Genomic DNA, 26,301 nt, shown 5'->3' with positions numbered 1-26,301 from the left:
TGGCTTTCTTACATTTGTATATTAATTTGAGGGAGATTTAATGATGAGAAAACGTGATATATTGACTCCTATCGGCATTACTGTAGGTTTTATTATGATTATGCTCGCGATTCTATCAAGTGGGGGAAGCGAAGGCCTCGCATCATTTTTAGATATCCCATCTATCTTCATTGTTATCGGTGGGGTCATTGGCTCGATGATGATTACGTTTAAACTCGAACAAATTAAATTGGCTGGAAATATTTTTAAGCAGGCTTTTCATAAACATGAACAGGAGCTTTATGGATTAGTACGGCTTTTCATCCAATTATCTGATCGTGCAAGAAGAGAAGGCATTCTTTCACTTGAATCTGAAATAACAGAGATTGAGGATAAATTCATACGAAAAGGCTTCCTGCTTGCTGTGGATGGGGTAGAACCAGAAGTTATCAAGGATATTATGGAAGCAGAAATTACGGCAATGGAAGACCGTCATTATAAAGGTAGAGTTTTATTTGAAAAAGCAGGGGAGTATGCACCAGCTTGGGGAATGATTGGTACGTTAATTGGCCTTGTATTAATGCTAAATGATTTAGACGATGCATCTGCGCTTGGACCTAGTATGGCCGTTGCATTACTGACAACGCTTTATGGAACGGTATTAGCGAATTTATTCTTTCTGCCGATGTCAAGTAAGCTAGAGGCGAAAACAGAGGAAGAAGTCTTTATTAAGCAGATTATTATCGAGGGAATTATCGGTGTTCAATCCGGTCAAAATCCACGAATATTGGAAGAGAAGCTAAGTGCCTTTCTGCCTAAAAGAACGCTGGTAAAGCAGAAAGACCCTAAAGATGATTCAGCGTTTGTTGGGAACGGTATCAATGAAGCGTAGACAAATTAGGAAATCAGCTAATAATGGTTCACCAAAATGGATGGTTACATATTCAGATATGATTACATTGATTTTAGTGTTTTTCGTTTTGCTATTTTCCATGTCACAGGTTGATCAGACAAGATTAAATGCAGTTTCTGAATCATTTCAAAATAGAATGATTTTTGATTTCCTTCCATCTGTTGTCCCAAATGGATACCCGGCAAATAAGACGAGCATAGAGGAAAATGGAAAAGATATGAATGAGTTTGAGGTTCCAATCAACTTGGAGACTGAAAATGACATAGAACAGCCTGAAGAAGAAGCAGATTCATTAACTGGATTGGTAGATAATGTCGAAGCATATTTAAATGAACATGACCTGAATGGGATAATAACCGCGAATCGTACAGACCGTGGTGTGGAGTTAGTGCTTCAAGACAGTATCTTTTTTAATCCAGGTGAAGCGGATATTCTAGAAGCTGGAATTCCATTTTTACAAAGAATAGGTACATTACTTTCGCAAATTCCAAATGAAGTAAAAGTGGAAGGACATACAGATAGCAGACCGATGAATAGTTTCCGCTATCCATCTAACTGGGAGCTCTCAGGAGCACGTGCAAGCAGTGTTGTTCGCTATTTTACCGAATCCTATGACATTGATGAATCGCGCTTCTCTATTGCTGGATATGGCGAGCTGCGTCCACTAACAGAAAATGATACTCCAGAAAATATGGCGAAGAATCGGCGTGTTGAGATTATTATCTTAGATGAAAATATGGAATCGTAATAAAGGTATTAAGAGAAATAGCAACGGCTGTAGATCCATCGGAAGGGCTATTCTTCCGAAGAATCCTGTGGAAAGCCGCTGTCCGTAGCGGAAATCAACATTCCGCTTATGTCGCAGTTTAATAAGCAGCAACAAACAATGCATACCGATAAATAAAAAATGACAGCCTTTATATTCATAAGGGCTGTCATTTTTATTATACGTGTTGCGGTATCTGTGCTTTTTGCAGTGTTACTTTATACCATTGTTTGTCTTGTTGCTTATTCTTTGATATGCTGCTTATTTCAGCATTTGGAAAAGATTGTTGAAGGTAACCTACCTCGGGATCTGATAATCGCAATTCACGGACGACAACATCATTTTTGAATGATTCCTTGAGAAAGCTATCAAACTTCTGTTTGTCTTGTTGCTTCAACAGTATCTCCTCCTTTTTAGAAGATGTTCAAAAAGTCCGGTAAAAATGACACATCGAATTTCTTCGTTGGCTTGCTTTTCCGTTCCTTAGAAAAGAAAGACACTTTTCCTGCGTGCAAGAACGTTTGCTCACACTAAAACAGTTAAGGAACTTCTATTAAAACCGCCCACGTCCTGTGGGCAACATAGAAGTCACAACATCCTGTGGAAGCCCGCTACTCAAAGCTACGCCGCCTCGAACTTCTCGGTCCTTTTTATCCTCCTTTTTAGAACGCACACTTAAAATCCAATCAGATAAATACTTGCTCATCGATTAACGATAGTTTTGAACGTTTTTCAGATAATCGTATTGCATTTTCTGTTAAAATCTCCATCGGATCAATACAATGTTTTTTACTTTCCTCACTTAAAATGACGGAAGATAATTCCGTACAGCCTAAGATAACGCAAGCACATTCTTCTTTTGTTATTAAGTCATGTATCAAAGATTCGAGCCCATCTGGTTGATAATTCACATCTGCTTTAATGTTATAAATGATGTTCATTATTTTATCCTGTGTATCTTCGTTCGGATGGAAGGGATCAAGCTCACTTCTTCTACATTCATTCTCATAAATTCCGGTAGAGATTGTACCGTTTGTTGCTAGGATGCCGACCTTACTTCCTTTACCATGTTTGTGATAAATATATTCTGCAGTTTCACGAATCATGTTAATAATATTAATTTTTGTCATTGCTTGCATTTCATCATAGAAATAATGGGAAGTATTACATGGGATTGCGATATTAGCAACTCCAGCATGTTCGAGTAGTTCAATATCTTTTTTAACAGCATTTAAAAAAGTCTTTCCCTCACCACGTAATATTGCTTCGGTACGGTCGGGGAGGGTGGCGTGACTTAGGATGATTGTATCAATATGGTCCTGATCCTTATGTGCCACGGTATGATTAATGATTTTTTCATAGAAAACCTTTGTTGCTAAAGGTCCCATTCCACCAATGATTCCTAACTTTTTGTCTTTCATGATTGCACCACCAAAATGTGAATTGATTACATTAAAATGTTTTTGCTGCTAGAGCATCTAAGGCAATTTCCCTTTCATTAAAAGGAATTTCCAAGCTGCCGATAATTTGTGTTGTTTCATGTCCTTTTCCTGCAATTAGGATAACGTCATTTTCGTTACTAATGTTAATCGCGTGTTCGATTGCTTCCTTACGATCAGGGATTGCCTCATATGTTCCATTATGTTTCTCCATTGCCTCGATCGTTTCTTTCATAATCACATTTGGATCATGATGTTTGGGGTTGTCCAATGTGATAATGGAAAGATCAGCAAGCGTTGACGCAACTTTGGCCATACCATTAAATTTCTGTTTTCCATCCTCGCTAAGGTCTGCATAGACGCCAAATACAAGGATGATTCGACCTTTTGCAAATGGTCTTAACGTATTGATTGCTTTTGCCAATGCATCCTCTGTATGTGCGAAGTCGACAATTACTTTGAAATCATCTTTTTCATAGACTACTTCAAGACGGCCTTTAATTCCTTTTACATGATTAATTCCTTGCTGGATGACCTCGATAGGAATTCCATTGTAATATGCACAAGCAATGGCAGCTAAACTATTTAAAACATAGATTTCTCCAGGCAGGTTTACTTTAATCTTAACGCTCTCTGTAGGTGTGTTCACCGTGTAGATTGTATGATTAAAAGAATATTCTATGTCCGTTGCAGAAATATCTGCTTGATTATGAATTCCATAAGTGACTAGTTTCGTATTATAGTCTTTTACTCGATCAGCGAGTTTTCTTCCATACGGGTCGTCTGCATTGATGATATTCCAAGAATCGGTCATCTCAAATAATTTTGCTTTTGCTTCGAAATACTCGTCCATATTTTTGTGCAACTCAAGATGGTCCGGTGTAAGGTTCGTAAAAATTCCTGTATTAAATCTGCTATAGGCAACCCGGTCCAAATTGAGGGCATGGGAAGAAACCTCCATCATGCAATTTTCCGTGTTTTCTTCTAGCATAGCTGCAAAGAATTGCTGTAGATTTAGAGATTCTGGCGTTGTATTTTTTGTTTGGATTAATTGGTCATTTATTACCGTTCCTATTGTACCAATGAGGGCAATTGATTTCTTGGCTTCCTCATAAATGGATTTAATAAAATAGGAAATGGACGTTTTTCCGTTCGTTCCAGTAATTCCGATTAAGTTTAATTTTTCTGTTGGATGTTGATAGAAGTTTGCAGAAATAAGTGCTAACGCATTTCTTGTATTTGCAACTTGTAAAATCGTCACATCTTTATCTGTTTTAATATTTCGTTCTGCAATAATGATACTAGCGCCACGTTCAATCGCGCTATCTATATAGTTATGTCCATCAACAGAAAATCCAGAGATTGCAACAAATACGCTGTTTGCTTGTACATCCCGGGAGTCGTAGGCGATGGAGTGAATTTCTTGATTGATATCTCCTTGAATTACATCAAAAGATAGGCCTTGTAAAATTGAAGTTAATAGCATTGTTTCGTCTCCTATCATACGTGTTAATTACATATTTCGCTGTGCTAGCAAGTTTTCCGACCATATTTACAGCAAAAAGCAATTAAGGTCTTTATCTAATTTATTATAGCTTTAATTAGCTTGTCTGTCTAATCTTGATTGGATTTGAGAATAACAAGGAGAGGGATAAGTTCACACGATTGGATGCAAACAATTAGCTATGAACATGGATTGATTTTAATACTTAAGTAGAGTTAAAGACAGAAGCATTTTCCTAAATTAAAGCAGGTGTGGATTGAAAAAATTAATAATAACCTACTAATAGAAAACACTGTTTGGTCATATGGGAATAATAAAGTTGCTTTACAATTTATTTGAGATGAAGTTTTTTAATTAAGAGAATCGCTGTAAAGGCCTAGAGATATTTCTCTAAGCCTTTTTAGATAGTAATATTAATTTTGATTATTAACTATTTCTTTTTATTCCAAAAAATAAATAATCCCTATAAAACTAATAGTATTGGTATAAAAATTAACCAATGATTATAAGCGACAGAATTTAATTGGTATAAGCCATACAAATAAATTATCATCCAACAAACAGATATAATAATTATAGTTTCTTCTAAATATTTCATATGACTTCTCCTTTTTAAAACGATAATACCAATTTATTCTAATGTTTATTTCCTAGTTTTTTCTTACAACTCACGGGAGTTTTGCACAATTCCTAGCTAGTAAATTTATTCGTATACTTTAACATATGCTGTAAGTTCTTCTTGTTTTTCTCATTAATTTCTTCTTTCCTTGGTATAATTGGATAGGCTTCACTTGTATCATGCCAGTGGTGGGGGAGGGGAATTGGCGATTTCTGCTGCCATTTCTTCAGCCATTCCACTGGCAGGTCACCGGCTGCGATTTGTCCTACCTTCATTACATTCCAAATTTGTGCCCATGCTCGCGGAACAACACGCCAGATATCATAGCCACCGCCACCTAATGCAATCCATTTTCCGTCGCAGTAAGTATGTGCCAACTCATGTGCCAATGCAGGTATTCTTTCATAAATTTCCATTGTGCCACATAAATGGGTGAGAGGATCATAGCAATGTGCATCTGCACCATTTTGGGTAAGAATAACATCTGGTTTAAAAAAGGCTGCTATATTATTGAAAGCGGATTCATAAACTTCGATGAAAGATTCATCCTGTGTGAATGCATCGATTGGTAAATTAAATGAGTAGCCATGGCCTTCTTTTATTCCACGTTCGTTCACTTCACCAGTACCAGGAAAGAGGTATCGTCCTGTTTCGTGGATTGAAAAAGTACAAACATTCGGATCGTCATAAAAAGCAGACTGTACGCCATCACCGTGATGTGCATCTGTATCAACATATAATACTTTTAAATGATAGTTTTCCCGAATGTATTTAATCGCAATGGCAGCATCATTGTAAATGCAAAAACCAGATGCTTTCCGTTTGAATCCATGATGGAGACCACCTCCGAGATTGAGTGAATGGTCAGATTCGCCGTTCAATACCGAATCTATTGCAGTTAAAGAACCCCCGACTATGAGACTCGCGGCTTCATGCATATTCGGAAATATAGGGGTATCTTCTGTCCCTAATCCATAAAGTAAACCTTCTTCCTTATTGAGCTTGCCTGTTCCAGCCTTTTTAACAGCTTCGATATAGTGGAAGTTATGAAATAAAAGTAATTCCTCATCGGTTGCAAATCGTGGCTTGATAATATCCTGATCCTTTAAAATTGCAGTCGACTCAAGTAATTCCTTTGTCATAATAACCCGTTGCTGGTTAAATGGATGGTCCTGATTAAACTGGTATTGCAAATAATCATTAGAGAAAACGAATGTTGCATTTCTAGTCATAGTCTAGGCTCCGAAATGTTGTTCGGCCAAAGCAGATTATATCCAGCATTTCGTAAATCTTGAATAACGGGCGTTGGATTCATCGTTTGAATTCGGAAAACGAGAATTTTATAATCAGGATCATCTTTATATGGATAGATTAAGACGGATACGATATTAACATTGCGTTTCCCTAGAATAGCTGTTACACCTGGCAGCATTCCTGGGATATCAAGCACTTTTACTTCAATGAGCGAGCTTTGCACATTTGTTCCTGTTAGTTGAATTAATGTGTGCAGCATATCTTTTTCCGTTACGACGCCAACCAATTTATGATTTTGCACAACTGGAAGGCAGGCAATCTCCTTATCATGAAAAACGCGGGCAATTTCCTCTACAAAATCAAGTGGATGCACACTAATAACTGGACTGCTCATAATGGTCTGAATTTCATTTTGTAATTCCTGGTGATCGCTATTCCTTATGAAAATTGAAGGACTCGCATCGCGAATATCACGGTCAGAAACAATGCCAATCACATGGTTTTGTTCATTTACAATTGGTATATGCCGAATTCGATAATCCTGTAATAATCTCAAGCCCTGTGCAATCGTTGCAGTGGGCGGCAATGTAATGACATCTTGTGTCATAATTTCTTCTACTAACATATTAAATACCCTCCCTCATGGAACGATTTTTATGACGACCAAGAAAACGCAGTAGGTCGAATGTTTCAATTGACTCTTGGGGCACATTTTTGCCGATACGAACCATCAAGCAGTTTGCTGGATGTGAGATTATCTCTGGATCATCGGTAGGTGCAGGTAATAGACCACCTGCTGCCATCATTTTTTCCATCACTTTACGATAGTTCCAAATGCTTAAGTTAGTACCAGTTAAATCCCAGTGCCAATAATATTCGGTGGAAATGATAATATAATTCTCCATATATTCATCGCGCATAGAAACTTCGATGAGGCTTGAACCGACTCTTTCACCGCGATAATCAGGAATGATTTCAATTGCACCTAACTCGATTAAATCCTGCATATTAAAGGTGGACCATCTTTCAAGAGGGTCTGGGTGCAAGTATGTTACATAGCCGATAATGGTATCCTCTGTCCGAGCGATAATAATTCGTCCTTCCGAAATGTCCGCAATGTCTAATACTGCTTCAAATTGCTTCGGTGCTGGTCGGAATGCCTTCAAATGCTCATGGAAATGATATAGCTCCAATTCATTTCTAGCAACCGGGCCTTCGATTACAATGGCTCCTTTTGAAGTTTCCAGGATTCGTTGGTTGTAGGTCTTAGTGTGTTTCATTGTTTCACCACCTAAAGTGTAATACGCTTACATAACTCTATTATACAGGATTTATAAAGAAATTTTTAGTATTTTTTGAAAGTTATTTATCGGGTTAATTTATTGGAGGATCATTAATGATTTCTGGAAGGCGAGAGATTCTTTAAAAATGCGGAGGTCTTTTCTGACGAAGACTTAACGTTTCCCTAAAATGCACTAGTATTTAGCGGAAAAAACATTGCCAATTCTAAATTCGGGCTAACTTTATTATTAGGATAATGAAGTTTTTATATTTTCTTAACTACAAAAAAATAGAGAAGCGGATTGCTTCTCTACGTGTTTACTCGGTGTCGCTATTTTCTGCGTTTTCTTCAGCAGGTGGGGTGTCTTCACTTGTTTCTTCTGCAGTTTCTTCCCCGCTATCTTCTTCTGTTTTCTCTTCTTCCGGTTTCTCTTCTTCTGCTTTTTCAGGCTTTTCCGGAAGCTCGACTTTTGGAGCACCAACTGCTACTTCCTTAGATGCGGCGGATTCTAAGCCGAAATAATCAACTGCTTTTACATGATATACTCCAGCACCGTTTCCGATTGAATAGGACGTTGATGTTGTTTGTCCAATCTTCGTAAACTTACCACCAGGCTTTTCTGCACGATAGATACGGTAACCAACTACATCTTTACTGCCAGGTATTTTCCATGTTAAGTTACTACCTGATTTCGTAACGGAAGTAGGAGCACCTGGTGCTTTACCGTCATCTGAAACCGAGCTGCCAATACTCGCACTTGGGATGCCGATTTTTTCCCATTTACTTCGCTCAGCTGCTGGGAAGAGCTGGGTAAGATCGGATAGGCGATCATAGCCATTCCGCTTCAAAAATTCTGGATTGAATGTCAAGCCATCACCTTGGACAAATTCAGCTGGTGTTTTTGCACCTGCTAATACAGATTTTCCATTAACAATTACTTGTCTTCCCGTAATTAAACTGTCATCTCGTTGTGTAGGGACAAACTTGGCATTAAAGAGATCCGTCTTAACGAGTCCTGCTCTGGAACATAGATCAGATGGAAGCATTCCTGAAATAGAACAATAGCTTTGCTCAACAATCCCATCTGGTCGTGCGAAGTTCTCAGCAGGTACCATTAATTCCGGATTTATATCAGATGCCGCGTTTACAAGTTCAGCCCAGAGCTTGATATTTCGATTCGTATGATGCAGGTCACATGATTCACAGACTAATGAATCTGGTGTTTTATAACCAATCCATGCACCAAACGTTACATTAGGATTAGAGGCAACAAATTGCACATTTTCTGTGTTTTGCGATGTTCCAGTTTTTCCTGCCCAATCAACATTTCGATACTTTAATTGTGAATTTAAGTATGCTGCAGATCCTTCGGAAATAACATCACGCATCATGTCTAGTGTTAAATAACTTGTTTGCGGTGAAAATACTGGAACAGGTTTGCTTTCATGCTGATAAATAACGTCTCCATCTACTGTTGTAATCCTATCAATCATATAGGCATCGACAAATTGTCCATTGTTAGCAAATGTTGCATAGGCATTCGTATTTTCTTCGAGAGTAACCCCCTTTGACGTACCCCCGATTGCGAGAGATAGATTCGCATATTCGTCGTCAGCTAGTGTTGTAATACCCATTTTCCTTAGGTATTGATCTACAGGATTATCATTCATCACCCGCTCATATGTTTTAAGAGCTGGTATATTATAAGAATCCGTTAAATTATCACGAGCAGAAAGTATTCCGTGAAATCTTAGGTCAAAGTTTCCTGGAGTATATCCTCCCCATGATGTAGGAATGTCTGCTATCGGTGTTCCAGGTTGAACGATCCCTTTTTCCATTGCTGGTGCATAGGCAAGCAATGGCTTCATCGTACTTCCGTTTGAACGTGGGCGGGTCATGTAATTGATTTGATTATCCTCATCGAATCCACGTCCACCAAGAAAGCTAATGATTTTTCCTGTACTATTTTCAATTAAAACGCCACTTGCTTGAACAGACTGCTGGATTTGAGCTTCTCCATCCTCAGTCTTTACAGTTGTTACAGTGTCAGGACCATATTGTGTAAAATTCTTCGCAACTTCCTGGAATTTATCATAGATTTCTTTATTTACTGTCGTATGAATTTGATAACCATTCATTCTCAACGCACGGTCTGCTAGTGTATTGTACTCTTCAAGCAATCCGTCTGTTTTCCTTAAATCCTCCATTGTGTATCCTGCTTCTGTTGCAAGATAATTTCTGATAATACTTTTCGCTCTTTTTTCTATTTCGGTTGTTAAATATGGGTAAATTTCATTAGGAGAATCGACTCCACCCGTGAAATCTGCTACGATATCATAGTTAATGGCTTCGTTATATTCATCTTCTGTAATATAGTTCATATCTAACATTCGGTTTAACACGGTCTTCATTCGGTTTAATCCTGGTTGAACCCCAGCCTCATCCTTTAGTCCACCACCATTTTTAAAAGGAGTGTAGGCGGAGGGGCTTTGCGGTAGACCGGCCAAATAAGCAGCTTGCGCTAAGTTTACTTCATTCGCATTAATTCCAAATATTCCTTGAGCGGCAGTCTGAATCCCGGCAATATTCCTACCTGATGCATCCCGGCCATATGGAATGATGTTTAAATATGCTTCTAATATTTCATCTTTATCGAAAAATTGTTCTAAGCGTAAGGCAAGTAATATTTCTTTTGCTTTACGTTCGAACGATACCTCATTTGTAAGAATTTGGTTCTTGATTAATTGCTGTGTTAATGTACTGCCACCTGTTTGTACGGAGGTGTTCATCACTTCCTGTAATAATGCACGCAAAATAGCCTTTGGAACAACTCCATTATGTTCTCTAAAGTATTCATCTTCTGTTGCGATTACAGCGTTAGTTAAGATAGGGGATATATTTTCTAATGTTGTTTCCTCACGATATAAATCAGATCTTACATCACCAAAATAAACATCATTCGCAAAATACAGCTTTGATGTTTCTTCATAATTGTATATATCTTTTTCCATTTCTTCAGCACTTCGGAGCGGCTCGTCCTTTACGAGAGATGCAAAATAACCTGCGCCAATTCCGCCAATGAAGAAGACAGCGATAAAACCGGTAATAAGAAAGAATAAAATGACGCTCCAAGCAACATCATATGTAATCCTTGATGCTAGCTGAATCTTACCTGTTTTCCACAATGCTTTTATTTTAGTCGCAACTTTTTGCAGCGATTCTTTAAAATTCATGTAAAAACCCCCTAAAATTCTTATATTATTATAGCATAAGAGCGATTTTTGTTATACAGTATTTTCGAACTATACATTGCAAACAGATTACAAATATGGTATGAATAGATATATGAAATTTACTGTATATTATTTATGTGATGAAGGAACCCGAGTAGTGTTGCAAATCCCTTTGATAGAGAGCTAGCGGCTGGTGGAAGCTAGTATACATTTGCAGGCGAATTACAATCTGGAGCATTTTCAGTTTCATATGTCGTTTGAGTGAATGACTATGAATTGAAACGGTGGAGACATCGTTAACAATCCCAAGTGGCTAATATATTAGCAACAAGGGTGGTACCGCGTGTTAAACTCGTCCCTTTTTTCGATAGGGGTGAGTTTTTTTGTTTTACTTTAAATAATCGTGATGGAGAGTGATTGGAATGGACATTTTACAAGATTTAGAAAATCGTGGGCTAATTCAACAGGTGACAGATAGAGAAGGGCTTGCTGCGCACCTAGCAACGAATCAAGTTACTTTATACTGCGGATTTGACCCAACAGCGGATAGCTTACATATTGGTCATTTAGTTCCCTTAACAATGCTGAAGCGTTTTCAAAAGGCAGGGCATAAACCGATTGCACTTGTTGGCGGTGGGACAGGAATGATTGGTGATCCTAGTGGCCGCTCGACGGAAAGATCTTTAAATACGACAGATACAGTTCATGGCTTTGTAGATAAAATTCAGCAGCAAATCGCAAAATTAGTCGCGTCTGGCGAAGGAGAGAACCCGGTTGTTTCTAGAAATAACTTTGAATGGCTAGGAAATACAACTGTTATCGATTTTCTTCGTGATACAGGGAAGCATTTTAGCATCAATTACATGCTTGCAAAGGATTCTGTTGCATCGCGGATCGAAAACGGGATTTCGTTCACCGAGTTCAGCTACATGCTTCTGCAATCACTTGATTACTTGAAACTAAACGAAACAGAGAACTGTACATTACAAATTGGTGGCAGTGACCAGTGGGGAAATATTACTGCTGGAATGGAATTAATTCGTCGTTCAAGAGAAAATCAAGACGAGGAAATTAAAGTATTCGGTCTCACTGTACCACTAATTACAAAGGCAGATGGTACGAAATTCGGTAAATCTGCTGGTGGAGCGATTTGGCTTGATGCTGAAAAGACAACACCATATGAATTTTACCAATTCTGGATTAATACCGATGATCGTGATGTTATTAAGTTCATTAACTACTTTACGTTTCTAGATGCTGAAGAAATTAATGCATTACAAGAGGAAGTCGACAACCGTCCGGAAAATCGTGTTGCACAAAAACGATTGGCTGAAGAAATGGTAAAAGTAGTTCACAGTGAGGAAGCACTTCTTCAAGCGCAGAAGATTTCTGATGCATTATTCAGTGGCGATTTGAAACAGTTGTCAGGAAGCGATATTGAGCAGGGCTTTAAAGATGTACCAACATTTGAGTCGGCAAAAGAAGAGATTGGCTTAGTTGACCTTCTCGTAAATGCTAAGATTTCTCCATCGAAAAGACAGGCGAGAGAAGATATTCAAAATGGTGCTATCTACATTAATGGTGAGAGGCAGCAGGAAGTAAGTTATGTTGTAACGGCAGATGATCGTATTGAGGATACATTTACGATTATTCGTCGCGGGAAGAAGAAATATTCTTTGGTTAACTTTAATTAAGAAGAGGGCACGGACAAGTTGGAGAAACTTGTTCGTGCTTCTTTTATTATTCCTTTAATCAGTTCAGTGTTTCTATATTATGATGGGATTTCTAATCAAACTATTAAAAAGCAAAAAACCTTAGAAACATAAAGTCTCTAAGGTTTTTAAAATAAATAGTTCTAAAATTAACGAGAGTAGAACTCAACGATAAGCGCTTCGTTAATTTCTGCTGGAAGTTCAGAGCGTTCTGGTAAACGAGTGAAAGTTCCTTCTAATTTATCAGCATCAAATGTTGTATATTCAGGAACAAAGTTGTTTACTTCAATTGCTTCTTTGATGATATCAAGCTTTTGTGAACGTTCGCGAACAGCAATTACTTGACCAGGTTTAACAAGGTATGATGGGATATCAACGCGTGATCCATCAACCAAGATATGACCATGGTTTACTAATTGACGTGCTTGACGACGAGTACGAGCAAGACCAAGACGGTAAACAAGGTTATCAAGACGTGATTCAAGTAAGATCATGAAGTTCTCACCATGAATACCTTTTTGTTTACCAGCTTTGTCAAACAAGTTACGGAATTGACGTTCGTTAAGTCCGTAAGTGAAGCGAAGTTTTTGCTTCTCTTGTAATTGTAAGCCGTATTCAGATTGTTTCTTTCTTTGGTTCGGTCCATGTTGACCAGGAGCGTAAGGGCGTTTATCTAATTCCTTACCAGTTCCAGTTAATGAAATGCCAAGACGACGTGATTTTTTCCATACTGATCCAGTATAACGTGACATAGGACATTTCCTCCTTTATATTTTATTTTGTATAAAAATAAAATGACCGTATTCTTAACGTTGTCCATTATGTTTTCATGTACCATCGCTCCAGCAGCAAAGAGTTACACGATACACCTCGAAATTATTGGGCATCTTCTGCCCTTCTAGAGGAACAAAATGGGTTCAAGCGTCGAACACACTAGGCTACCTTATTAATTTACACAACGACTAGTATATAATCTATCAAGGAGAATGTCAAGAAAAAATCTTGCATATTTTTTTTATGTGAGAAGTTGTAATGAAACTTTGATATAAACTGCGAATTAAGTCAAAGATAAAGGTCGATAATTAGTGCGTTTGTCTCTCCAATATCGTGGGTTTTTGTACAAACCAAGCGAAGTGTATTTTCGGAGCGATCGGCTAGAGAGCAATTGCTCTCAATATCTAGTTCGCAGTTTATCTAAATACCGACCATTTTTATATAGGAAGCTAAATTAATTCCAATGCTACATCGGTAATGTGTAAAAATTTTACAATTCATTTTTAGTAAAATATAGGAAAATATGACTAGTTAAGGTATAATTGCTATCAACAAGTAAATTCGAGTAGCGTGCGGGTGGGTATATATGAAAATAATAGAAAACAATTCATTAAAGTATCAACAATTTTATTTCGATTTATTAGCTGACATTGTAAATTCGGCTACAGATGTTGAACATATATTTCAATCATCAATTGAACAGCTGAAGCAATTAATTGATGCTTCTTATGGTGCAATTTATGTTTATCATCAAAGGGTTCAACAATTCCGTTTGATGCATTATCAAACGGACAATGGATTATTTCTGCCGCTGGAAATTGTGAAAAGAACAAATCACTATGATGGAGATATGGTATTTCAGCATGCTCCGTCGGGGCATGAGGTGAAAATCATCCCACTGAAGTCAATTGATGAAGTGGAGATATTATTTGTCTTTTCTGTAGGTCAGGATCGTAAGCCGTTTACGGATAAAGAGAAAGGTCTCTTTATTAAGGAAACAGAAAAGTTTCTATCGATAATTATTCCGTTGATAAATAATAAGGAAAACAAACATAATTATGAATTTCTGTATGAATTAAGTTTAAGATTATTTGCCAAAAATGCACAGGCAGAAATATTAAACGAAATTGTTGATGCTTTAAAAATTCGCTATCCTAGCTATACATATTATTTATTTCTATCACAGGACAGTGATGCCGGATGCCTGCCAATTAAAATGATTCAGTATACGGATGAACAAACGGAAAGCAAGAGCACGCTTGCATTTCTTACTGGAGAATTGCAGATCGAAATACAAGTAGAAAAGAATGTGGCAAATATATATGCACCACTTGTTGGCGACCAAGCGATATATGGTGTCCTGCAAATTATCACGCCTATTTCCACCTACTTTTCTCGTAAAAGCTTAGAATTTATTACCCAATTTGCTAATTTAGCAGGGATTGCCATTGAAAGAATAACCCTATATCAGAACTCTAAGGAACAGGTTTCTTCTCTATCATTCGTAAATGAGTTCTCCAGAAGATTAAATTCAAATCTTGAAATAGATGAGATTACGAAGCTTGTTAAAAATGAAATTATTAATCTTTGTCATGCTAGTGAGGTTGGGTTTATTTTTTACGATCAAGAAAACGAAGCAGAATATATTGTATTGGCAGAAAGTACGGCATATTTTAGTTCGGAACGAGGAAAAGAATTTACTAGACTTTTAATGGAAAAGATAAGATCTGACAGAGAAATGATATTTAGTGGAAATTTTACTAATCACATAGCTTCTCCATACCATTCCGTGATGGCCATTCCGATAAATCATGCCGATGATACGAACGGGCTAGCAGTTATTCTGCATGAAGATAAATATCATTTCACATTTGAGATCTTTAAGTTGATGCAGGCTTTAATACAGCATACCTCACTCGCGATAACGAATACGTTATTAAGAGAGCGGTTAGAACGAACGATTATTACCGACTATTTAACTGGTCTGTACTCAAGGAATTATTTGGAACAAAGCATTGAGGAATCCTTTGACACAGATGATAGAGGGGTATTAATATTATTTGATATTGATGATTTTAAGCAGGTAAATGACAGTTACGGACATCATACAGGGGATGAGGTTATCATACAAGTTGCGGATACTATAAGGCAATATGTCGACATTGATGTCGGACACGTTCCTGCGAGGTGGGGGGGCGAAGAATTGTCTATCTATTTGCCAAATGCGAAGTTAGAAAAAGGAATAGAAATTGCCACACGTATTCGTGAAAGGGTAATGGTAACGTCAAAGCCGGCAGTGACGGTTTCTTGTGGTATTTCTACTTGGAGAAGGGGAGAACAAGATACGACGATTAATCTATTTTTACGAACCGATAAAGCGCTGTATCAGGCAAAACGTTTAGGGAAGAATCGGATTGAAAAAAACTAGCAGCTTTATTGCCCGCTGCTAGTTTTCATTTAGTATCTAGAGATAGTATAAAAATTTACTAATAAAATTTCCCGTGATAAGATAGGTCGCGTCTAACTCTAGCGCTAACCCTTGTGTTGAAAGTCAACATCATTCTAGTATTTATGGAACGGCGACTTAAAACTGGCTTTGCCAACGTCGCCATACCCCTAAAGTGCAGGTGCATGTTTCCTTTATCTCCTGCGGCTAAAGGCCTGGAAGGACGTCGCTAAACTTTGTTCACTCAAAGATACTTTTCTAATGTATTCACAAATTTCTCAAGGTATAATTGATCTGTTTCATCGAAACGGTTCGTTATTGGGCTATCGATGTCGAGCACACCATATACTTCACCGTTCACGAACACGGGAACAACGATTTCAGAGTTGCTGGCACTGTCACAGGCGATGTGCCCTGGGAATTGATGTACATCAGCAACGCGCTGGGTTTTACCTTCCTTGACTGCTGTACCACATACCCCTTTCCCATAAGGAATTCGGATACATGCTGGTAGTCCTTGAAAAGGTCCAAGCACTAATTCTTCCTGTCTCCAAAGGTAGAAGCCGACCCAATTTACTTCCGTTAAAAATTGATTTAATAACGCTGAAGCATTTGAGAGAATTGCAATTTCATCTGTTTCACCTTCCGTAAGGGCGGCTAATTGCTTGATGAGTAATTCATAGTCTTTTTCCTTGTTACCTGCTTTTGTAGTTGTTTCAAACATAATTTTTCCCCTTTCTACCATCACTAACTGAGCATATTCGACATTTAGAACAAGTATTTGTCGAGAACAATTTGCAGGATAATTATATCCTTTGTCGTATTTTTAAAATTAAGGAGTTGATTAAAAATGCAAAAGAATCCAGCAAAACAAAAAGTGATTGATGCAGCTTCTTCCCTCTTTTTTCAAAAAGGCTTTCAGGCTACAACTGTTCGTGATATAGCTGAAAAGGCTTCGGTTAACGTATCCTCTATCAGTTATTACTTTAACAGTAAGCAAGGTCTTCTCGAGTATGCGGTGACGAATTATTATGAAGAATACTTGAAGACGATAGAAGAACACCTAGAGCAAATGGTTACATTCACACCTCTGGAAACTTTACATGAATTAATTTATACCATTATACAATACAAACAGATGAACCATCAATTAACCTGTTTTATTCAACGAGAACTATCGTTTGATTCCGTATTCGTCAGGGAAATGGCTGTTACCTATTTAGCAAAGGAAAATCATTATATTCAGAAGGCATTCTATCGGGCACTCGAAGGTCTAATTAAAAACGGTATGAAGGAATATTTATTTTTACAGTTTAAAGGAATGCTAATTACGCCATATATATTACATAATGATTGGAAGGATCAAATCATTGGCGAATACTCCCATCAAATGTTTGTGAAAAAGTATGTCAGCATCATCCAAAAATGGATTGACTTTATCGTTGATAATGAAGGGAATTCGATTGAAAAACAGATAAATCGATATGGAAGTGCAAAAATCTAGCGAATCATGAATTAATTTGCTAAAACATTAACCAAAATCATACATTCCATGGTATCATAGTTAATATATTTAAGAGGTTGTTCAAAAAGTCCGGTAAAAATGACACTTCGAATTTCTTCGTTGGCTTGCTTTTCCGTTGCTCACGCTAAAACAGACAAGGAACTTCTACTAAAGCCGTTCACGTCCTGTGGACAACGTTGAAGTCACCACATCCTGTGAAAGCCCGCTACGGGGAGCTACGCCGCCTTGAACTTCTCGGTCCTTTTCATCCTCCTTTTTGAATACGCACTTTAAGAAAAATGATTGAATTAATTATTTTTACTAATTTTAAAATAAAAAAAGAAATATCCTCTTGTTTGGAATCTGGTTGGGAGGCACGGTATGGTTTACTTCATTGGGGCTATTTTAGTTATCATCGTAATATTAATTGTTGGACTAATTTTAAGAAAACGGATTTATGATGGAATCGACAGGTTGGAAGAATGGAAGCTCGATATTATGGGGCGTAATATTGCAGCGCAAATAAGTCAAATTAAAAGTTTAAATCTTTCGGGTGAAACCCAGGATCGGTTTGAAACTTGGAGAGACCGTTGGGAGCATATTGTTACAAAGGAATTGCCAGATATTGAGGAATACCTTCTGGATACTGAGGAAGCAGCCGATAGATTCCGTGTTTCAAAAGCGAATAAGACACTTGCTACAATAGAAACAACATTGGATTCAATTGAGAAGGATATTGAGCGGATGTTAAAGGAGTTGGATGAACTTCTGGAATCGGAGGAAACAAGCAGACTAGAGGTAGAGGAGCTTGAACCTAGCATTAAAGCTATCCGTAAACTATTTTCTAGAAATCGCCTCCAGTACGGCAGAGCGGAAACCCATTTTGAAAACTTGATGGACGAGTTAGATGAGGCATTCGCAAAATATCATGAACTAGTTGATTCTGGTGATTATCTTGAAGCAAGAGAGCTTGTCGAGCAAATAAAGCGTGATAAAGAAGCATTAGAAGCTCGCCTAGAAGAATTTCCGGCGATTTACAAAAAATGCAGACATGAATTACCTTCACAACTAGATAATTTATTAGCTGGTGTAAAAGAGATGAAGGCAGATGGTTATCATATCGAGCACCTTGCATTTGAAAAAGAGATTCGTACATATCATGAAAGACTTAACGATTTACTGCAATTATTAAATAATGGTGAAACAAATGCTGCTGTTGACATGATTGAAGAAATCGATGAAAGAATTAAAGAAATGTATCAGCTTTTAGAAAAAGAAGCAATCGCCAAAAATTATTTAGAATCGAAGCTTCCACGCTTTGAACAGTCACTTGAAGCAATAACAGAAGAGTATGATTCGACAAAAGAAGAAGTAGAGCAACTCCGAAAAGCCTATTACTTCGAAGACGATGATATGGAAAAATATTTATCTATCGGTAAAAGCATTAGTGCCTTAAATGATCGGTTAGTCGTTATTAAGGATGAAATAGAAGATGTTAACGTTGGGCATTCTAATCTGAGAGAAAAAATTGAAAGTGGCTTTGACAAATTAGAAGAGCTGGAAGTTAGTCATGGAGTTTTTAAAGAGAGTATTGCAAACTTGCGAAAAGATGAACTCGAGGCAAGAGAGAAGCTGCAAGAAATGCGTAATCAATTGCAAGCATTGAATCGTAAGCTGAAAAAGAGCAATATTCCTGGAGTACCGAATTTTATATGGAATATGATGGAGAATACAACTAATAAAAATCAACAGGTGATTGCCAGCTTAGAAAAATTGCCACTTGATATGGGAAATGTCCAGCAAGCATTAACGGATGCTCAGATTTCACTGGATCAAACTATTGAACAGACTGATATAATGCTTGATCAAGCATACTTAACCGAGCAGGTCATTCAATATGCGAATCGTTATCGAAGCAGAAACCCAATCCTGGCAGCGAAATTAATCGAGTCAGAGCGATTATTTAAGGCGTATGAATACGAGCTTGCATTAGAAACGGCAGCGAAGGCAATTGAAGAGGTTGAACCGGGCGCGTTAAAACGTGTTGAAGAGAATCAGACAATGATTATAAATTAAGTAATTCATAGAGGGCTGTCGCTATATTTGGATATGATTCCACATTAGGCGTTCAGCCCTAGCTTTTGGTAGTTTAGAAAATCTTTTTTAACGAATAAGTACAACTAAGGCAGTCACCGTAAAACTTGGTGACTGCCGAGTTTTCTAAATGACCGGGAAAAAGGAGAAATAACGATGATATATTTAGATAATAGTGCAACAACAAAACCAGATGAAGCAGTATTGCAGAGTTTTGACCAGGTCACAAAGCAATTTTATGCTAATCCTTCCTCAATTCACCAATTTGGTGGGACAGCAGAAAAGCTTTTGCACGCGGCAAAACAACAAGCTGCGGAAATATTGCAAGTAGAAAGAAATGAAATTGTATTCACATCCGGAGGAACGGAAGGGAATAATACAGCAATCAAAGGAATTGCTCTTGAGCACCAGGGGAGAGGGAAGCATATTATTACTTCGGTAATTGAGCATCCTTCCGTCGAGGAATCGTGTATTGCATTAGAAAAATTAGGATTTACCGTAACCTATTTACCGGTGGATGAAAATGGTGTAATATCATTAGATGATTTAAAAAATGCAATTCAGGATGATACGATATTAATTAGTATTATGCATGTCAATAACGAGACAGGCTCTATTCAGCCAGTCGAAGAAATTGGCAAAATCGCCAAGCAGCATCCGAAGCTGTTCTTCCATGTGGATGATGTGCAAGGGTTTGGTAAAGTACCACTTGAGCTTCCAAATAGCGGGATTGATTTATGTACCATATCGGGTCATAAAATCCATGGGTTAAAGGGAACTGGAATTTTATATGTAAATAAGCATACGAAGCTATTTCCACTTTTCCATGGTGGAGATCAGGAGCAAGCAATTCGATCTGGTACTGAGAATTTAGCTGGAATTGTCTCAATGGTTAAAGCAATGCGCTTGATTAAAGACCGTGAGAAAAAAGAAGTAAAAGCATTAAACGGGATGAAAGAGTATCTTTTGGATGAGCTTCGAGCAATCGAAGGGGTTTTTATAAATACACCGATAGACGGAGCGCCACACATAGTGAATATTTCCGTTCCTGGGATTAAACCAGAAGTAATCATTCATATACTTGGAGAAAGGGATATTTATATTTCAACTAAATCTGCCTGTTCTTCAAAGCAAAAGGATGAAAGCAAGATATTAGCTGCCTGCGGACTTGATAATGATCGAACAACATCTGCATTAAGGATTAGCTTGGCATATGATAATACAAGGGAAGAACTCGAGACCTTTGTCCAAGCATTAGCAGCGGCAATTACACAATTTAGAGAAGTTATGGAGTAGATAATTATGCAATATGATCATATATTAATTCGCTACGGCGAAATGTCATTAAAAGGGAAAAACATAAAGCAATTTATTATTAAACTGCAAGAAAACCTTCAACAAAAAATCAAAGAATTTCCCAATGTAAAGGTAACACGCACACAAGGCAGGATGTTTGTATTATTAAATGGACATGATCCTGAACCTGTCATGGAGAAGTGTAAGAAAGTATTCGGGATACAAAGTTTAAGTCTAGCAATTAAAGTCGATAATGATATTGAGCAAATCAAAGAGGCGGCATTATTCGCATTGCAAAACGCAAAAGATGTAAAAACATTTAAAGTGGCAGTGAAGCGAATCAATAAAAACTTTCCAATTCACACGAATGAATTAAATCAAGTATTGGGTGCGCATCTATTAACGAATACGGACGGTATCACAGTAGATGTTCATAATCCAGATGTAGAAGTTAAAGTGGAAATTAGACTGGAAGCAGCATATATTACATCGAAAGCTGTTCTTGGATTAGGTGGACTGCCTGTAGGAACATCTGGAAAATCATTATTACTTCTTTCAGGTGGGATTGATAGTCCTGTAGCAGGGTTCTTAGCGATGAAGCGTGGGGTACACTTAGAAGCAATTCATTTCCATTCACCACCATATACGAGTGAAAGAGCGAAACAAAAAGTAATTGATTTATCGAAGCAGCTTACGAAATATGCAAAATCAATAAAAATTCATATTGTGCCATTCACCAAGCTACAGCAGGAAATCTTCAGAGAAATGCCAGAAAGCTATGCGATGACGATTATGCGTCGCATGATGTTCCGAATTGCAGAGCAGGTAAGTCGCAATGAATCTATTTTATCGTTAACGACCGGTGAAAATCTAGGACAAGTAGCGAGTCAGACGATGGAAAGTATGCATGCGATTAATAACGTGACAAACTATCCAATTATCCGTCCGCTAGTTGCAATGGATAAGCAAGAGGTTATTGATATTTCGAAGCAAATTGGTACCTATGAAACCTCTATCTTACCTTATGAAGATTGCTGTACGATTTTTGTTCCGAAAGCACCGAAAACGAAACCGAGACTTGATAAGGTTTCCTATTATGAATCGACTTACGATTTTACAAAGTCAATTGAAGAGGCAATTGCTGGGATTGAAACGATTGTTGCGCATGACCGGAAAGATGCCGACGAAGGATTTAGCGGGCTATTCTAAGCTGTAGCAACTGGAAAAAATATGGAAAAGTAACAGGAACTACCAATTAATTGGATGAATGTTTTCCCTCCAAATGACACATTCTATGTGTACCAAGGAGGTGAACTAATATGGCAAATAACAATAGCAATCAATTGCTAGTTCCTGGTGTGCAACAAGCACTAGATCAAATGAAGTATGAAATTGCACAAGAATTTGGTGTTCAACTTGGTGCCGATACAACTTCTCGTGCTAACGGATCTGTTGGTGGAGAAATTACAAAACGTCTTGTTCAAATGGCCGAACAGCAATTTGGCGGACAACAATAACAATTAATAAATATAATATTATGGCTAGGGCTATTCCTCGGACTGAGGGATAGCCCTTTATTACTTCCTGGCATCGAACCTTTGATTTCCCGTGCAAACGACTGTACTTCAGTGTAATCAACATTGCAATTTAAACCCACTATTATTACTCATCGTTTAGCAATACACCAATCGCTAACGAAAATTACAGGAACGAGCGTTTTACACGATCCCAGAAGGAATTGTTTTTTAATTTCACCGTTTTAATTACTTGGTCATCCATCGTTACAACGACATTATCGATTCGTTGGATGGAGTGTGCTTCGTTATCAAGGCTTATGATTGGGTGGACATTTCCTTCTTGTCTTAGCTTTAATTTTAACTCGCGGTCTTTATTTAGGATGAAGGATGATCCTAATGTACGATAATTATTATTGTTCATTGATGCAACTTCAGAGACTTGAATACTTGGGATAAGTGGATCTACAACTGCGCCATTTGCTGATTTACTATAGCCAGTGCTTCCGGTTGGTGTGGCAACTACTAAGCCATCGCCACGGAATGTTTCGAACAGCTGATTATCAATATAAACGTCGATGACAATTGTTTTCACAATTGTTGACTGAACACTTACCTCATTTAGACAATGAAATTCAGTTCCGTCATTTATTTTTACGGTAATAATTGGAAAGCGACGCACTTCCAGCTCTTCTTTGAGCACAGAATCGAGAAGATCATCAAAGCTATCTAAATTAAAATCGCAATAAAGCGATGATTCGTCTTCTCTTGCTAACCCAGCGTAAATGGCGTCTTGGCGGAATCCTGTCTTTCGCACTGCTTGCAGGAACATTCCGTCTCCACCGATGCTTACGATTATATTTGCTCGTTTGTAATTCTCAACAAGCTCAAAACCATGCTCCTCTGCCAAGGAAAATAGCGGTTTCAAATTTTCAGTTGTTTCATTATCATTGTGGAAATAAAAGAACATTTTGTTTCTATCTGTCATTTGTCATCCCTCCAATTTATGTCAACATTATTATCGTATCATTAAATGACAAATTGCCCTAATAATTTGTAGAATTTTTAGGTTTAAATATATGATAGGAGAGCAAAAATAGGAAATATGCCAGAAGCAGGAATGGAGGGATTGACATGCTCATAAGCCTAATAATACTATGCATCCTATTCCTATTGCTTATGCTTCTATTCTTTTCGAGAGTCTATTATCACTTGCACTATTCCATTAAAAATAAACAGCAACAATTATTTTTGAGTATATCGATTTATAATATTCGTCTTTACCATAAAGAGCTCGACATTGCAAAAGCATCTCCTGATCCAGAATCGGTAGATTTTACAACGTTTACGGATGAAGTGAAACGCATGATTGAAAATGTAAAGGATGCAAAAGAAAAGATAGATTATATATTGACTGTGATTCGAATTCATAAATTGAACTGGTCAACAGCAGGAGGGAGTGGCGATGCATTCTTAACTGGTATTATGACGGGGGCAATTTGGTCGATAAAAGGGATGATTATTGGCTATATCTCTGAAAAAGGGAGACAAGTATGCCGCCCGCATATCGAGGTGTTGCCTGCGTTTCAATCAAAGGAATTTACTACAACAATTGAGTGCATTATTTCATTGCCATTTGGGAAAGCTAGGCATACACTTTTTCGTAATAAATCGTTTTTCAAAGATGATTCGGAAAATTAAAGGAGGAAATGTTAACAATGGATGAGCATCCAATTCAAGGTCTAATGACAACGGCAATGGAAAATTTAAAAAACATGATAGAAGTAAATACAATCATTGGTGATGCAGTAGAGTCACCAGATGGAACGCTGATTATTCCAGTTTCCAAGCTAGGATTCGGCTTTGCTGCTGGGGGCAGTGAATTCAATGCAAGCAATTCTCAAGGAGATTCTGACGCTACATTGCCATTTGGCGGAGGAAGCGGTGGTGGAGTTTCTATTACACCAGTTGCCTTTCTAATTGTGGGTCAGCACGGAGTTAAGATGATACACTTAGATCAAAGTACCCATTTATATGAAAAGATGATTGATTTTGCCCCGCAAGTTATGGAGAAGGTACAACAAATGATGCAGGATTCTGGTAGTTCTAAACAGAAGGAAAATAAAAAGCAAAAACCTCCACTTGATTTTGATATTTAATAAAATCCCTTTTATTGGACATCCGCCTGGAAACTATTCATAATATAATCGAAGGACAATAAGAAGTGGAGGAGTTTTTGAATGGCTAATATTACATTTGGCGGAGAATCCGTTACATTACCACAGACAGAAGTTAAAGTTGGGGATCAAGCACCAGATTTTAAAGTTTTATCAAATGATCTTCAAGAAGTTTCATTAGCTAATTACGATGGCAAAGTGAAATTAATCGTAACAGTGCCATCACTTGACACTGGCGTTTGTTCTCAAGAAACAAAACGCTTCAATGAGGAAGCAGATAAATTAGACAATGTACAAGTTCTAACAGTTAGTATGGACTTACCATTTGCGCAAGCACGTTGGTGTGCAGCGGAAGGCGTGAAGAACTTAGATACATTATCCGATCATCGTGATGCATCACTTGGAGAAGCTTATGGCGTGCTAATGGCTGAACATCGTTTATTAGCTAGAGCTATCTTTGTTGTTGATTCTAGCAATAAGGTTACATATGTTGAATATGTTCCTGAAGTAAAAACACATCCAAACTATGAAGCAGCACTTGAAGCAGTAAAAGCAGCAAAATAAAACCTAATAACAAACAAGAAATCTCTCTCTATTAATTTGAGGGAGATTTTTTTTAAGATTGATGATATATCACAGTTTATGTTGAGCAAATGCAACGAAAACTTCCGAAACTTCTTAACTGTTATAGAAAAAATAAATTAAATTATGATAAATCTTTTACTAACCTTTGTTCATTTGGTACAATAGTAAAGTTGAAGAAAGGGCGAATGGAGGTCATGGTAGTGGATAAATCAAATGTTGAACCACTTTTTGAGTGGGTAGACCATACTACTGAATTAATTCAAAAGCATAATGATGAACCCTATTTAGACAGTTTGGCTGTTACAATGGAAACGTTGTTTTTTAATGATACAGCAGAAGATATGGATGAGATACTGTCACGGAATTTACAAAATGAATTAGCAAAAATCGATTTATCCTCATATGCATCAATTGATATTCGTAAAGCGATTCAATTAGCAATCCTCAAAGGTATGAAGGATTCAACGCAGCAACAGCATTTAATGACACCAGAGACAGTGGCATTAATTATCGGATACCTTGCCGATCAGCTTTTGAAAGGTAAAGAAAGCATTCGTATGTTTGACCCGGCAAGTGGTACGGGTAATTTAATTACGACAGTACTCGAACAGCTTGGACAGGATGTTGCAGCATTTGCTAGTGAAGTTGATCCTACATTAATTCAGCTATCTGTACTGAATGCGAATTTGCAGAAGAAACAAATTGAATTCTTCCATCAGGATAGTTTACGACCATTTCTGCTAGATCCTGTTGATTTAGTTGTTGCCGACTTACCAGTTGGTTATTATCCAGATGATATCAGGGCGAATAATTTCGAACTAAAGGCGGACAGTGGTCATTCCTATGCCCATCATTTATTTATCGAGCAAAGTATGAATTATACGAAAGAAGCAGGCTATTTGATTCTCGTCATTCCAGACTTCTTGTTCGACAGTGATCAATCGGACAAGCTTCACCGTTATCTTCAAGAACATGCTCATATCGTCGGGGTTATACGTTTACCCGAAAGTGCATTTAAGTCAAAAACGAATGTAAAAAGCATTTTGATATTGCAGAAGAAGGGCGAGCATACGAAGACACCGAAACAACCGCTGCTTGTACAAATGCCAGCCTTTAAGAATGCAAATGGAATGGCAGACATTCTTGGACAAATGAATGCATGGTTTAAAACGTACGAAAATAATAAATAATTTTTTAGGAGTTGTCATCA

Annotated in this window: 23 protein-coding genes and 1 other annotated feature; of the genes, 13 read left to right on the top strand and 10 right to left on the bottom strand. The window is 37.5% G+C overall.

What is annotated here, in order from left to right; translation table 11 throughout:
• Positions 1 to 43: 43 nt before the first annotated feature.
• Together motP and motS are read left to right on the top strand one after the other, a co-directional pair.
• The gene (motP, locus tag CUC15_RS12715; RefSeq protein ID WP_114917015.1) at positions 44 to 871 is read left to right on the top strand and encodes a flagellar motor protein MotP; all 828 of its coding nucleotides are present in this window, start codon (positions 44 to 46) and stop codon (positions 869 to 871) included.
• Entirely contained in the window at positions 861 to 1,640 is a 780-nt protein-coding gene (motS, locus tag CUC15_RS12710; protein WP_114917014.1) for a flagellar motor protein MotS, read from the top strand. The genes motP and motS overlap by 11 nt, the downstream gene beginning before the upstream one ends.
• 196 nt (positions 1,641 to 1,836) lie before the next feature.
• Here the strand turns inward: motS and CUC15_RS12705 are convergent, their stop codons facing one another.
• The 7 genes from CUC15_RS12705 to CUC15_RS12675 form a co-directional block, all read right to left on the bottom strand.
• Positions 1,837 to 2,055 (bottom strand): hypothetical protein, encoded by a 219-nt coding sequence (locus CUC15_RS12705; RefSeq protein ID WP_114917013.1) that lies wholly within the window; start codon positions 2,053 to 2,055, stop codon positions 1,837 to 1,839.
• Between the two features lie 289 nt (positions 2,056 to 2,344).
• The gene (cuyB, locus tag CUC15_RS12700; protein ID WP_114917012.1) at positions 2,345 to 3,079 is read right to left on the bottom strand and encodes a cysteate racemase; all 735 of its coding nucleotides are present in this window, start codon (positions 3,077 to 3,079) and stop codon (positions 2,345 to 2,347) included.
• 31 nt (positions 3,080 to 3,110) lie between these two features.
• Entirely contained in the window at positions 3,111 to 4,583 is a 1,473-nt protein-coding gene (locus CUC15_RS12695) for a UDP-N-acetylmuramoyl-L-alanyl-D-glutamate--2,6-diaminopimelate ligase (RefSeq protein ID WP_114917011.1), read from the bottom strand.
• A gap of 708 nt (positions 4,584 to 5,291) precedes the next feature.
• Positions 5,292 to 6,452, bottom strand: a complete 1,161-nt coding sequence (locus CUC15_RS12690; protein ID WP_114917010.1) for an acetoin utilization protein AcuC — start codon at positions 6,450 to 6,452, stop codon at positions 5,292 to 5,294.
• Positions 6,449 to 7,099 carry an acetoin utilization AcuB family protein gene (locus CUC15_RS12685; RefSeq protein WP_114917009.1) on the bottom strand — a complete coding sequence of 217 codons (651 nt, stop codon included), beginning with the start codon at positions 7,097 to 7,099 and terminating at the stop codon, positions 6,449 to 6,451. Before CUC15_RS12685 ends, CUC15_RS12690 begins: the two co-directional genes overlap by 4 nt.
• A 1-nt stretch (position 7,100) precedes the next feature.
• Positions 7,101 to 7,754: a GNAT family N-acetyltransferase gene (locus CUC15_RS12680; protein WP_114917008.1), complete on the bottom strand. Its 654-nt coding sequence runs from the start codon at positions 7,752 to 7,754 to the stop codon at positions 7,101 to 7,103.
• A gap of 319 nt (positions 7,755 to 8,073) precedes the next feature.
• Entirely contained in the window at positions 8,074 to 10,989 is a 2,916-nt protein-coding gene (locus CUC15_RS12675) for a transglycosylase domain-containing protein (protein WP_114917007.1), read from the bottom strand.
• A gap of 131 nt (positions 10,990 to 11,120) precedes the next feature.
• Positions 11,121 to 11,352 (top strand) — a binding site (T-box leader).
• Between the two features lie 59 nt (positions 11,353 to 11,411).
• Between CUC15_RS12675 and tyrS the strand changes: the two genes are divergently transcribed.
• Positions 11,412 to 12,683 (top strand): tyrosine--tRNA ligase, encoded by a 1,272-nt coding sequence (gene tyrS, locus CUC15_RS12670; protein ID WP_114917006.1) that lies wholly within the window; start codon positions 11,412 to 11,414, stop codon positions 12,681 to 12,683.
• A gap of 167 nt (positions 12,684 to 12,850) precedes the next feature.
• Here tyrS and rpsD read toward each other — a convergent pair whose 3' ends face one another.
• Complete coding sequence (gene rpsD, locus CUC15_RS12665; RefSeq protein WP_114917005.1) at positions 12,851 to 13,453, bottom strand: 30S ribosomal protein S4; 603 nt, start codon at positions 13,451 to 13,453, stop codon at positions 12,851 to 12,853.
• 608 nt (positions 13,454 to 14,061) lie between these two features.
• On the opposite strand from rpsD, the gene CUC15_RS12660 reads away from it, so the two are divergent.
• Positions 14,062 to 15,903 (top strand): sensor domain-containing diguanylate cyclase, encoded by a 1,842-nt coding sequence (locus CUC15_RS12660; RefSeq protein WP_114917004.1) that lies wholly within the window; start codon positions 14,062 to 14,064, stop codon positions 15,901 to 15,903.
• A gap of 262 nt (positions 15,904 to 16,165) precedes the next feature.
• Here CUC15_RS12660 and CUC15_RS12655 read toward each other — a convergent pair whose 3' ends face one another.
• The gene (locus CUC15_RS12655; RefSeq protein ID WP_114917003.1) at positions 16,166 to 16,645 is read right to left on the bottom strand and encodes a GAF domain-containing protein; all 480 of its coding nucleotides are present in this window, start codon (positions 16,643 to 16,645) and stop codon (positions 16,166 to 16,168) included.
• A gap of 126 nt (positions 16,646 to 16,771) precedes the next feature.
• Here CUC15_RS12655 and refZ point away from each other — a divergent pair, with 126 nt between their 5' ends.
• From refZ to CUC15_RS12630, 5 genes are all read left to right on the top strand, one after another.
• Positions 16,772 to 17,425, top strand: a complete 654-nt coding sequence (gene refZ / locus CUC15_RS12650; protein ID WP_114917002.1) for a forespore capture DNA-binding protein RefZ — start codon at positions 16,772 to 16,774, stop codon at positions 17,423 to 17,425.
• A gap of 381 nt (positions 17,426 to 17,806) precedes the next feature.
• Entirely contained in the window at positions 17,807 to 19,501 is a 1,695-nt protein-coding gene (gene ezrA, locus CUC15_RS12645; protein ID WP_114917001.1) for a septation ring formation regulator EzrA, read from the top strand.
• Between the two features lie 174 nt (positions 19,502 to 19,675).
• Positions 19,676 to 20,815, top strand: a complete 1,140-nt coding sequence (locus tag CUC15_RS12640) for a cysteine desulfurase family protein (protein ID WP_114917000.1) — start codon at positions 19,676 to 19,678, stop codon at positions 20,813 to 20,815.
• Between the two features lie 6 nt (positions 20,816 to 20,821).
• Positions 20,822 to 22,024: a tRNA uracil 4-sulfurtransferase ThiI gene (thiI, locus tag CUC15_RS12635; RefSeq protein WP_114916999.1), complete on the top strand. Its 1,203-nt coding sequence runs from the start codon at positions 20,822 to 20,824 to the stop codon at positions 22,022 to 22,024.
• Positions 22,025 to 22,134: 110 nt separating this feature from the next.
• A complete protein-coding gene (locus tag CUC15_RS12630; RefSeq protein WP_114916998.1) occupies positions 22,135 to 22,332 on the top strand; it encodes an alpha/beta-type small acid-soluble spore protein in 198 nt (65 codons plus the stop codon).
• 184 nt (positions 22,333 to 22,516) lie between these two features.
• Here CUC15_RS12630 and CUC15_RS12625 read toward each other — a convergent pair whose 3' ends face one another.
• A complete protein-coding gene (locus CUC15_RS12625; RefSeq protein WP_114916997.1) occupies positions 22,517 to 23,317 on the bottom strand; it encodes an NAD kinase in 801 nt (266 codons plus the stop codon).
• Between the two features lie 224 nt (positions 23,318 to 23,541).
• Between CUC15_RS12625 and CUC15_RS12620 the strand changes: the two genes are divergently transcribed.
• The 4 genes from CUC15_RS12620 (at position 23,542) to CUC15_RS12605 (ending at position 26,281) form a co-directional block, all read left to right on the top strand.
• On the top strand, positions 23,542 to 24,030 hold the full coding sequence (locus tag CUC15_RS12620; protein WP_162800314.1) for a DUF2953 domain-containing protein: 489 nt from the start codon (positions 23,542 to 23,544) through the stop codon (positions 24,028 to 24,030).
• 17 nt (positions 24,031 to 24,047) lie between these two features.
• Positions 24,048 to 24,488, top strand: a complete 441-nt coding sequence (gene ytfJ / locus CUC15_RS12615) for a GerW family sporulation protein (RefSeq protein ID WP_114916995.1) — start codon at positions 24,048 to 24,050, stop codon at positions 24,486 to 24,488.
• 81 nt (positions 24,489 to 24,569) lie between these two features.
• A complete protein-coding gene (gene tpx, locus CUC15_RS12610; protein WP_114916994.1) occupies positions 24,570 to 25,070 on the top strand; it encodes a thiol peroxidase in 501 nt (166 codons plus the stop codon).
• 221 nt (positions 25,071 to 25,291) lie between these two features.
• Positions 25,292 to 26,281 (top strand): class I SAM-dependent methyltransferase, encoded by a 990-nt coding sequence (locus CUC15_RS12605; RefSeq protein ID WP_114916993.1) that lies wholly within the window; start codon positions 25,292 to 25,294, stop codon positions 26,279 to 26,281.
• Positions 26,282 to 26,301 lie beyond the last annotated feature (20 nt).

It is taken from the genome of Oceanobacillus zhaokaii, assembly GCF_003352005.1.
Classification (GTDB): Bacteria; Bacillota; Bacilli; order Bacillales; family Amphibacillaceae; genus Oceanobacillus; species Oceanobacillus zhaokaii.
This window is presented reverse-complemented; position numbering and strand designations above follow the sequence as displayed.

What these genes read in the sequence shown, in the direction of transcription:
- motP (WP_114917015.1), top strand. Translation starts at nt 44, where the DNA reads ATGAGAAAACGTGATATATTGACTCCTATCGGCATTACTGTAGGTTTT.
- motS (WP_114917014.1), top strand. Translation starts at nt 861, where the DNA reads ATGAAGCGTAGACAAATTAGGAAATCAGCTAATAATGGTTCACCAAAA.
- cuyB (WP_114917012.1), bottom strand. Translation starts at nt 3,079, where the DNA reads ATGAAAGACAAAAAGTTAGGAATCATTGGTGGAATGGGACCTTTAGCA.
- CUC15_RS12695 (WP_114917011.1), bottom strand. Translation starts at nt 4,583, where the DNA reads ATGCTATTAACTTCAATTTTACAAGGCCTATCTTTTGATGTAATTCAA.
- CUC15_RS12690 (WP_114917010.1), bottom strand. Translation starts at nt 6,452, where the DNA reads ATGACTAGAAATGCAACATTCGTTTTCTCTAATGATTATTTGCAATAC.
- CUC15_RS12685 (WP_114917009.1), bottom strand. Translation starts at nt 7,099, where the DNA reads ATGTTAGTAGAAGAAATTATGACACAAGATGTCATTACATTGCCGCCC.
- CUC15_RS12680 (WP_114917008.1), bottom strand. Translation starts at nt 7,754, where the DNA reads ATGAAACACACTAAGACCTACAACCAACGAATCCTGGAAACTTCAAAA.
- CUC15_RS12675 (WP_114917007.1), bottom strand. Translation starts at nt 10,989, where the DNA reads ATGAATTTTAAAGAATCGCTGCAAAAAGTTGCGACTAAAATAAAAGCA.
- tyrS (WP_114917006.1), top strand. Translation starts at nt 11,412, where the DNA reads ATGGACATTTTACAAGATTTAGAAAATCGTGGGCTAATTCAACAGGTG.
- rpsD (WP_114917005.1), bottom strand. Translation starts at nt 13,453, where the DNA reads ATGTCACGTTATACTGGATCAGTATGGAAAAAATCACGTCGTCTTGGC.
- CUC15_RS12660 (WP_114917004.1), top strand. Translation starts at nt 14,062, where the DNA reads ATGAAAATAATAGAAAACAATTCATTAAAGTATCAACAATTTTATTTC.
- CUC15_RS12655 (WP_114917003.1), bottom strand. Translation starts at nt 16,645, where the DNA reads ATGTTTGAAACAACTACAAAAGCAGGTAACAAGGAAAAAGACTATGAA.
- refZ (WP_114917002.1), top strand. Translation starts at nt 16,772, where the DNA reads ATGCAAAAGAATCCAGCAAAACAAAAAGTGATTGATGCAGCTTCTTCC.
- ezrA (WP_114917001.1), top strand. Translation starts at nt 17,807, where the DNA reads ATGGTTTACTTCATTGGGGCTATTTTAGTTATCATCGTAATATTAATT.
- CUC15_RS12640 (WP_114917000.1), top strand. Translation starts at nt 19,676, where the DNA reads ATGATATATTTAGATAATAGTGCAACAACAAAACCAGATGAAGCAGTA.
- thiI (WP_114916999.1), top strand. Translation starts at nt 20,822, where the DNA reads ATGCAATATGATCATATATTAATTCGCTACGGCGAAATGTCATTAAAA.
- CUC15_RS12630 (WP_114916998.1), top strand. Translation starts at nt 22,135, where the DNA reads ATGGCAAATAACAATAGCAATCAATTGCTAGTTCCTGGTGTGCAACAA.
- CUC15_RS12625 (WP_114916997.1), bottom strand. Translation starts at nt 23,317, where the DNA reads ATGACAGATAGAAACAAAATGTTCTTTTATTTCCACAATGATAATGAA.
- ytfJ (WP_114916995.1), top strand. Translation starts at nt 24,048, where the DNA reads ATGGATGAGCATCCAATTCAAGGTCTAATGACAACGGCAATGGAAAAT.
- tpx (WP_114916994.1), top strand. Translation starts at nt 24,570, where the DNA reads ATGGCTAATATTACATTTGGCGGAGAATCCGTTACATTACCACAGACA.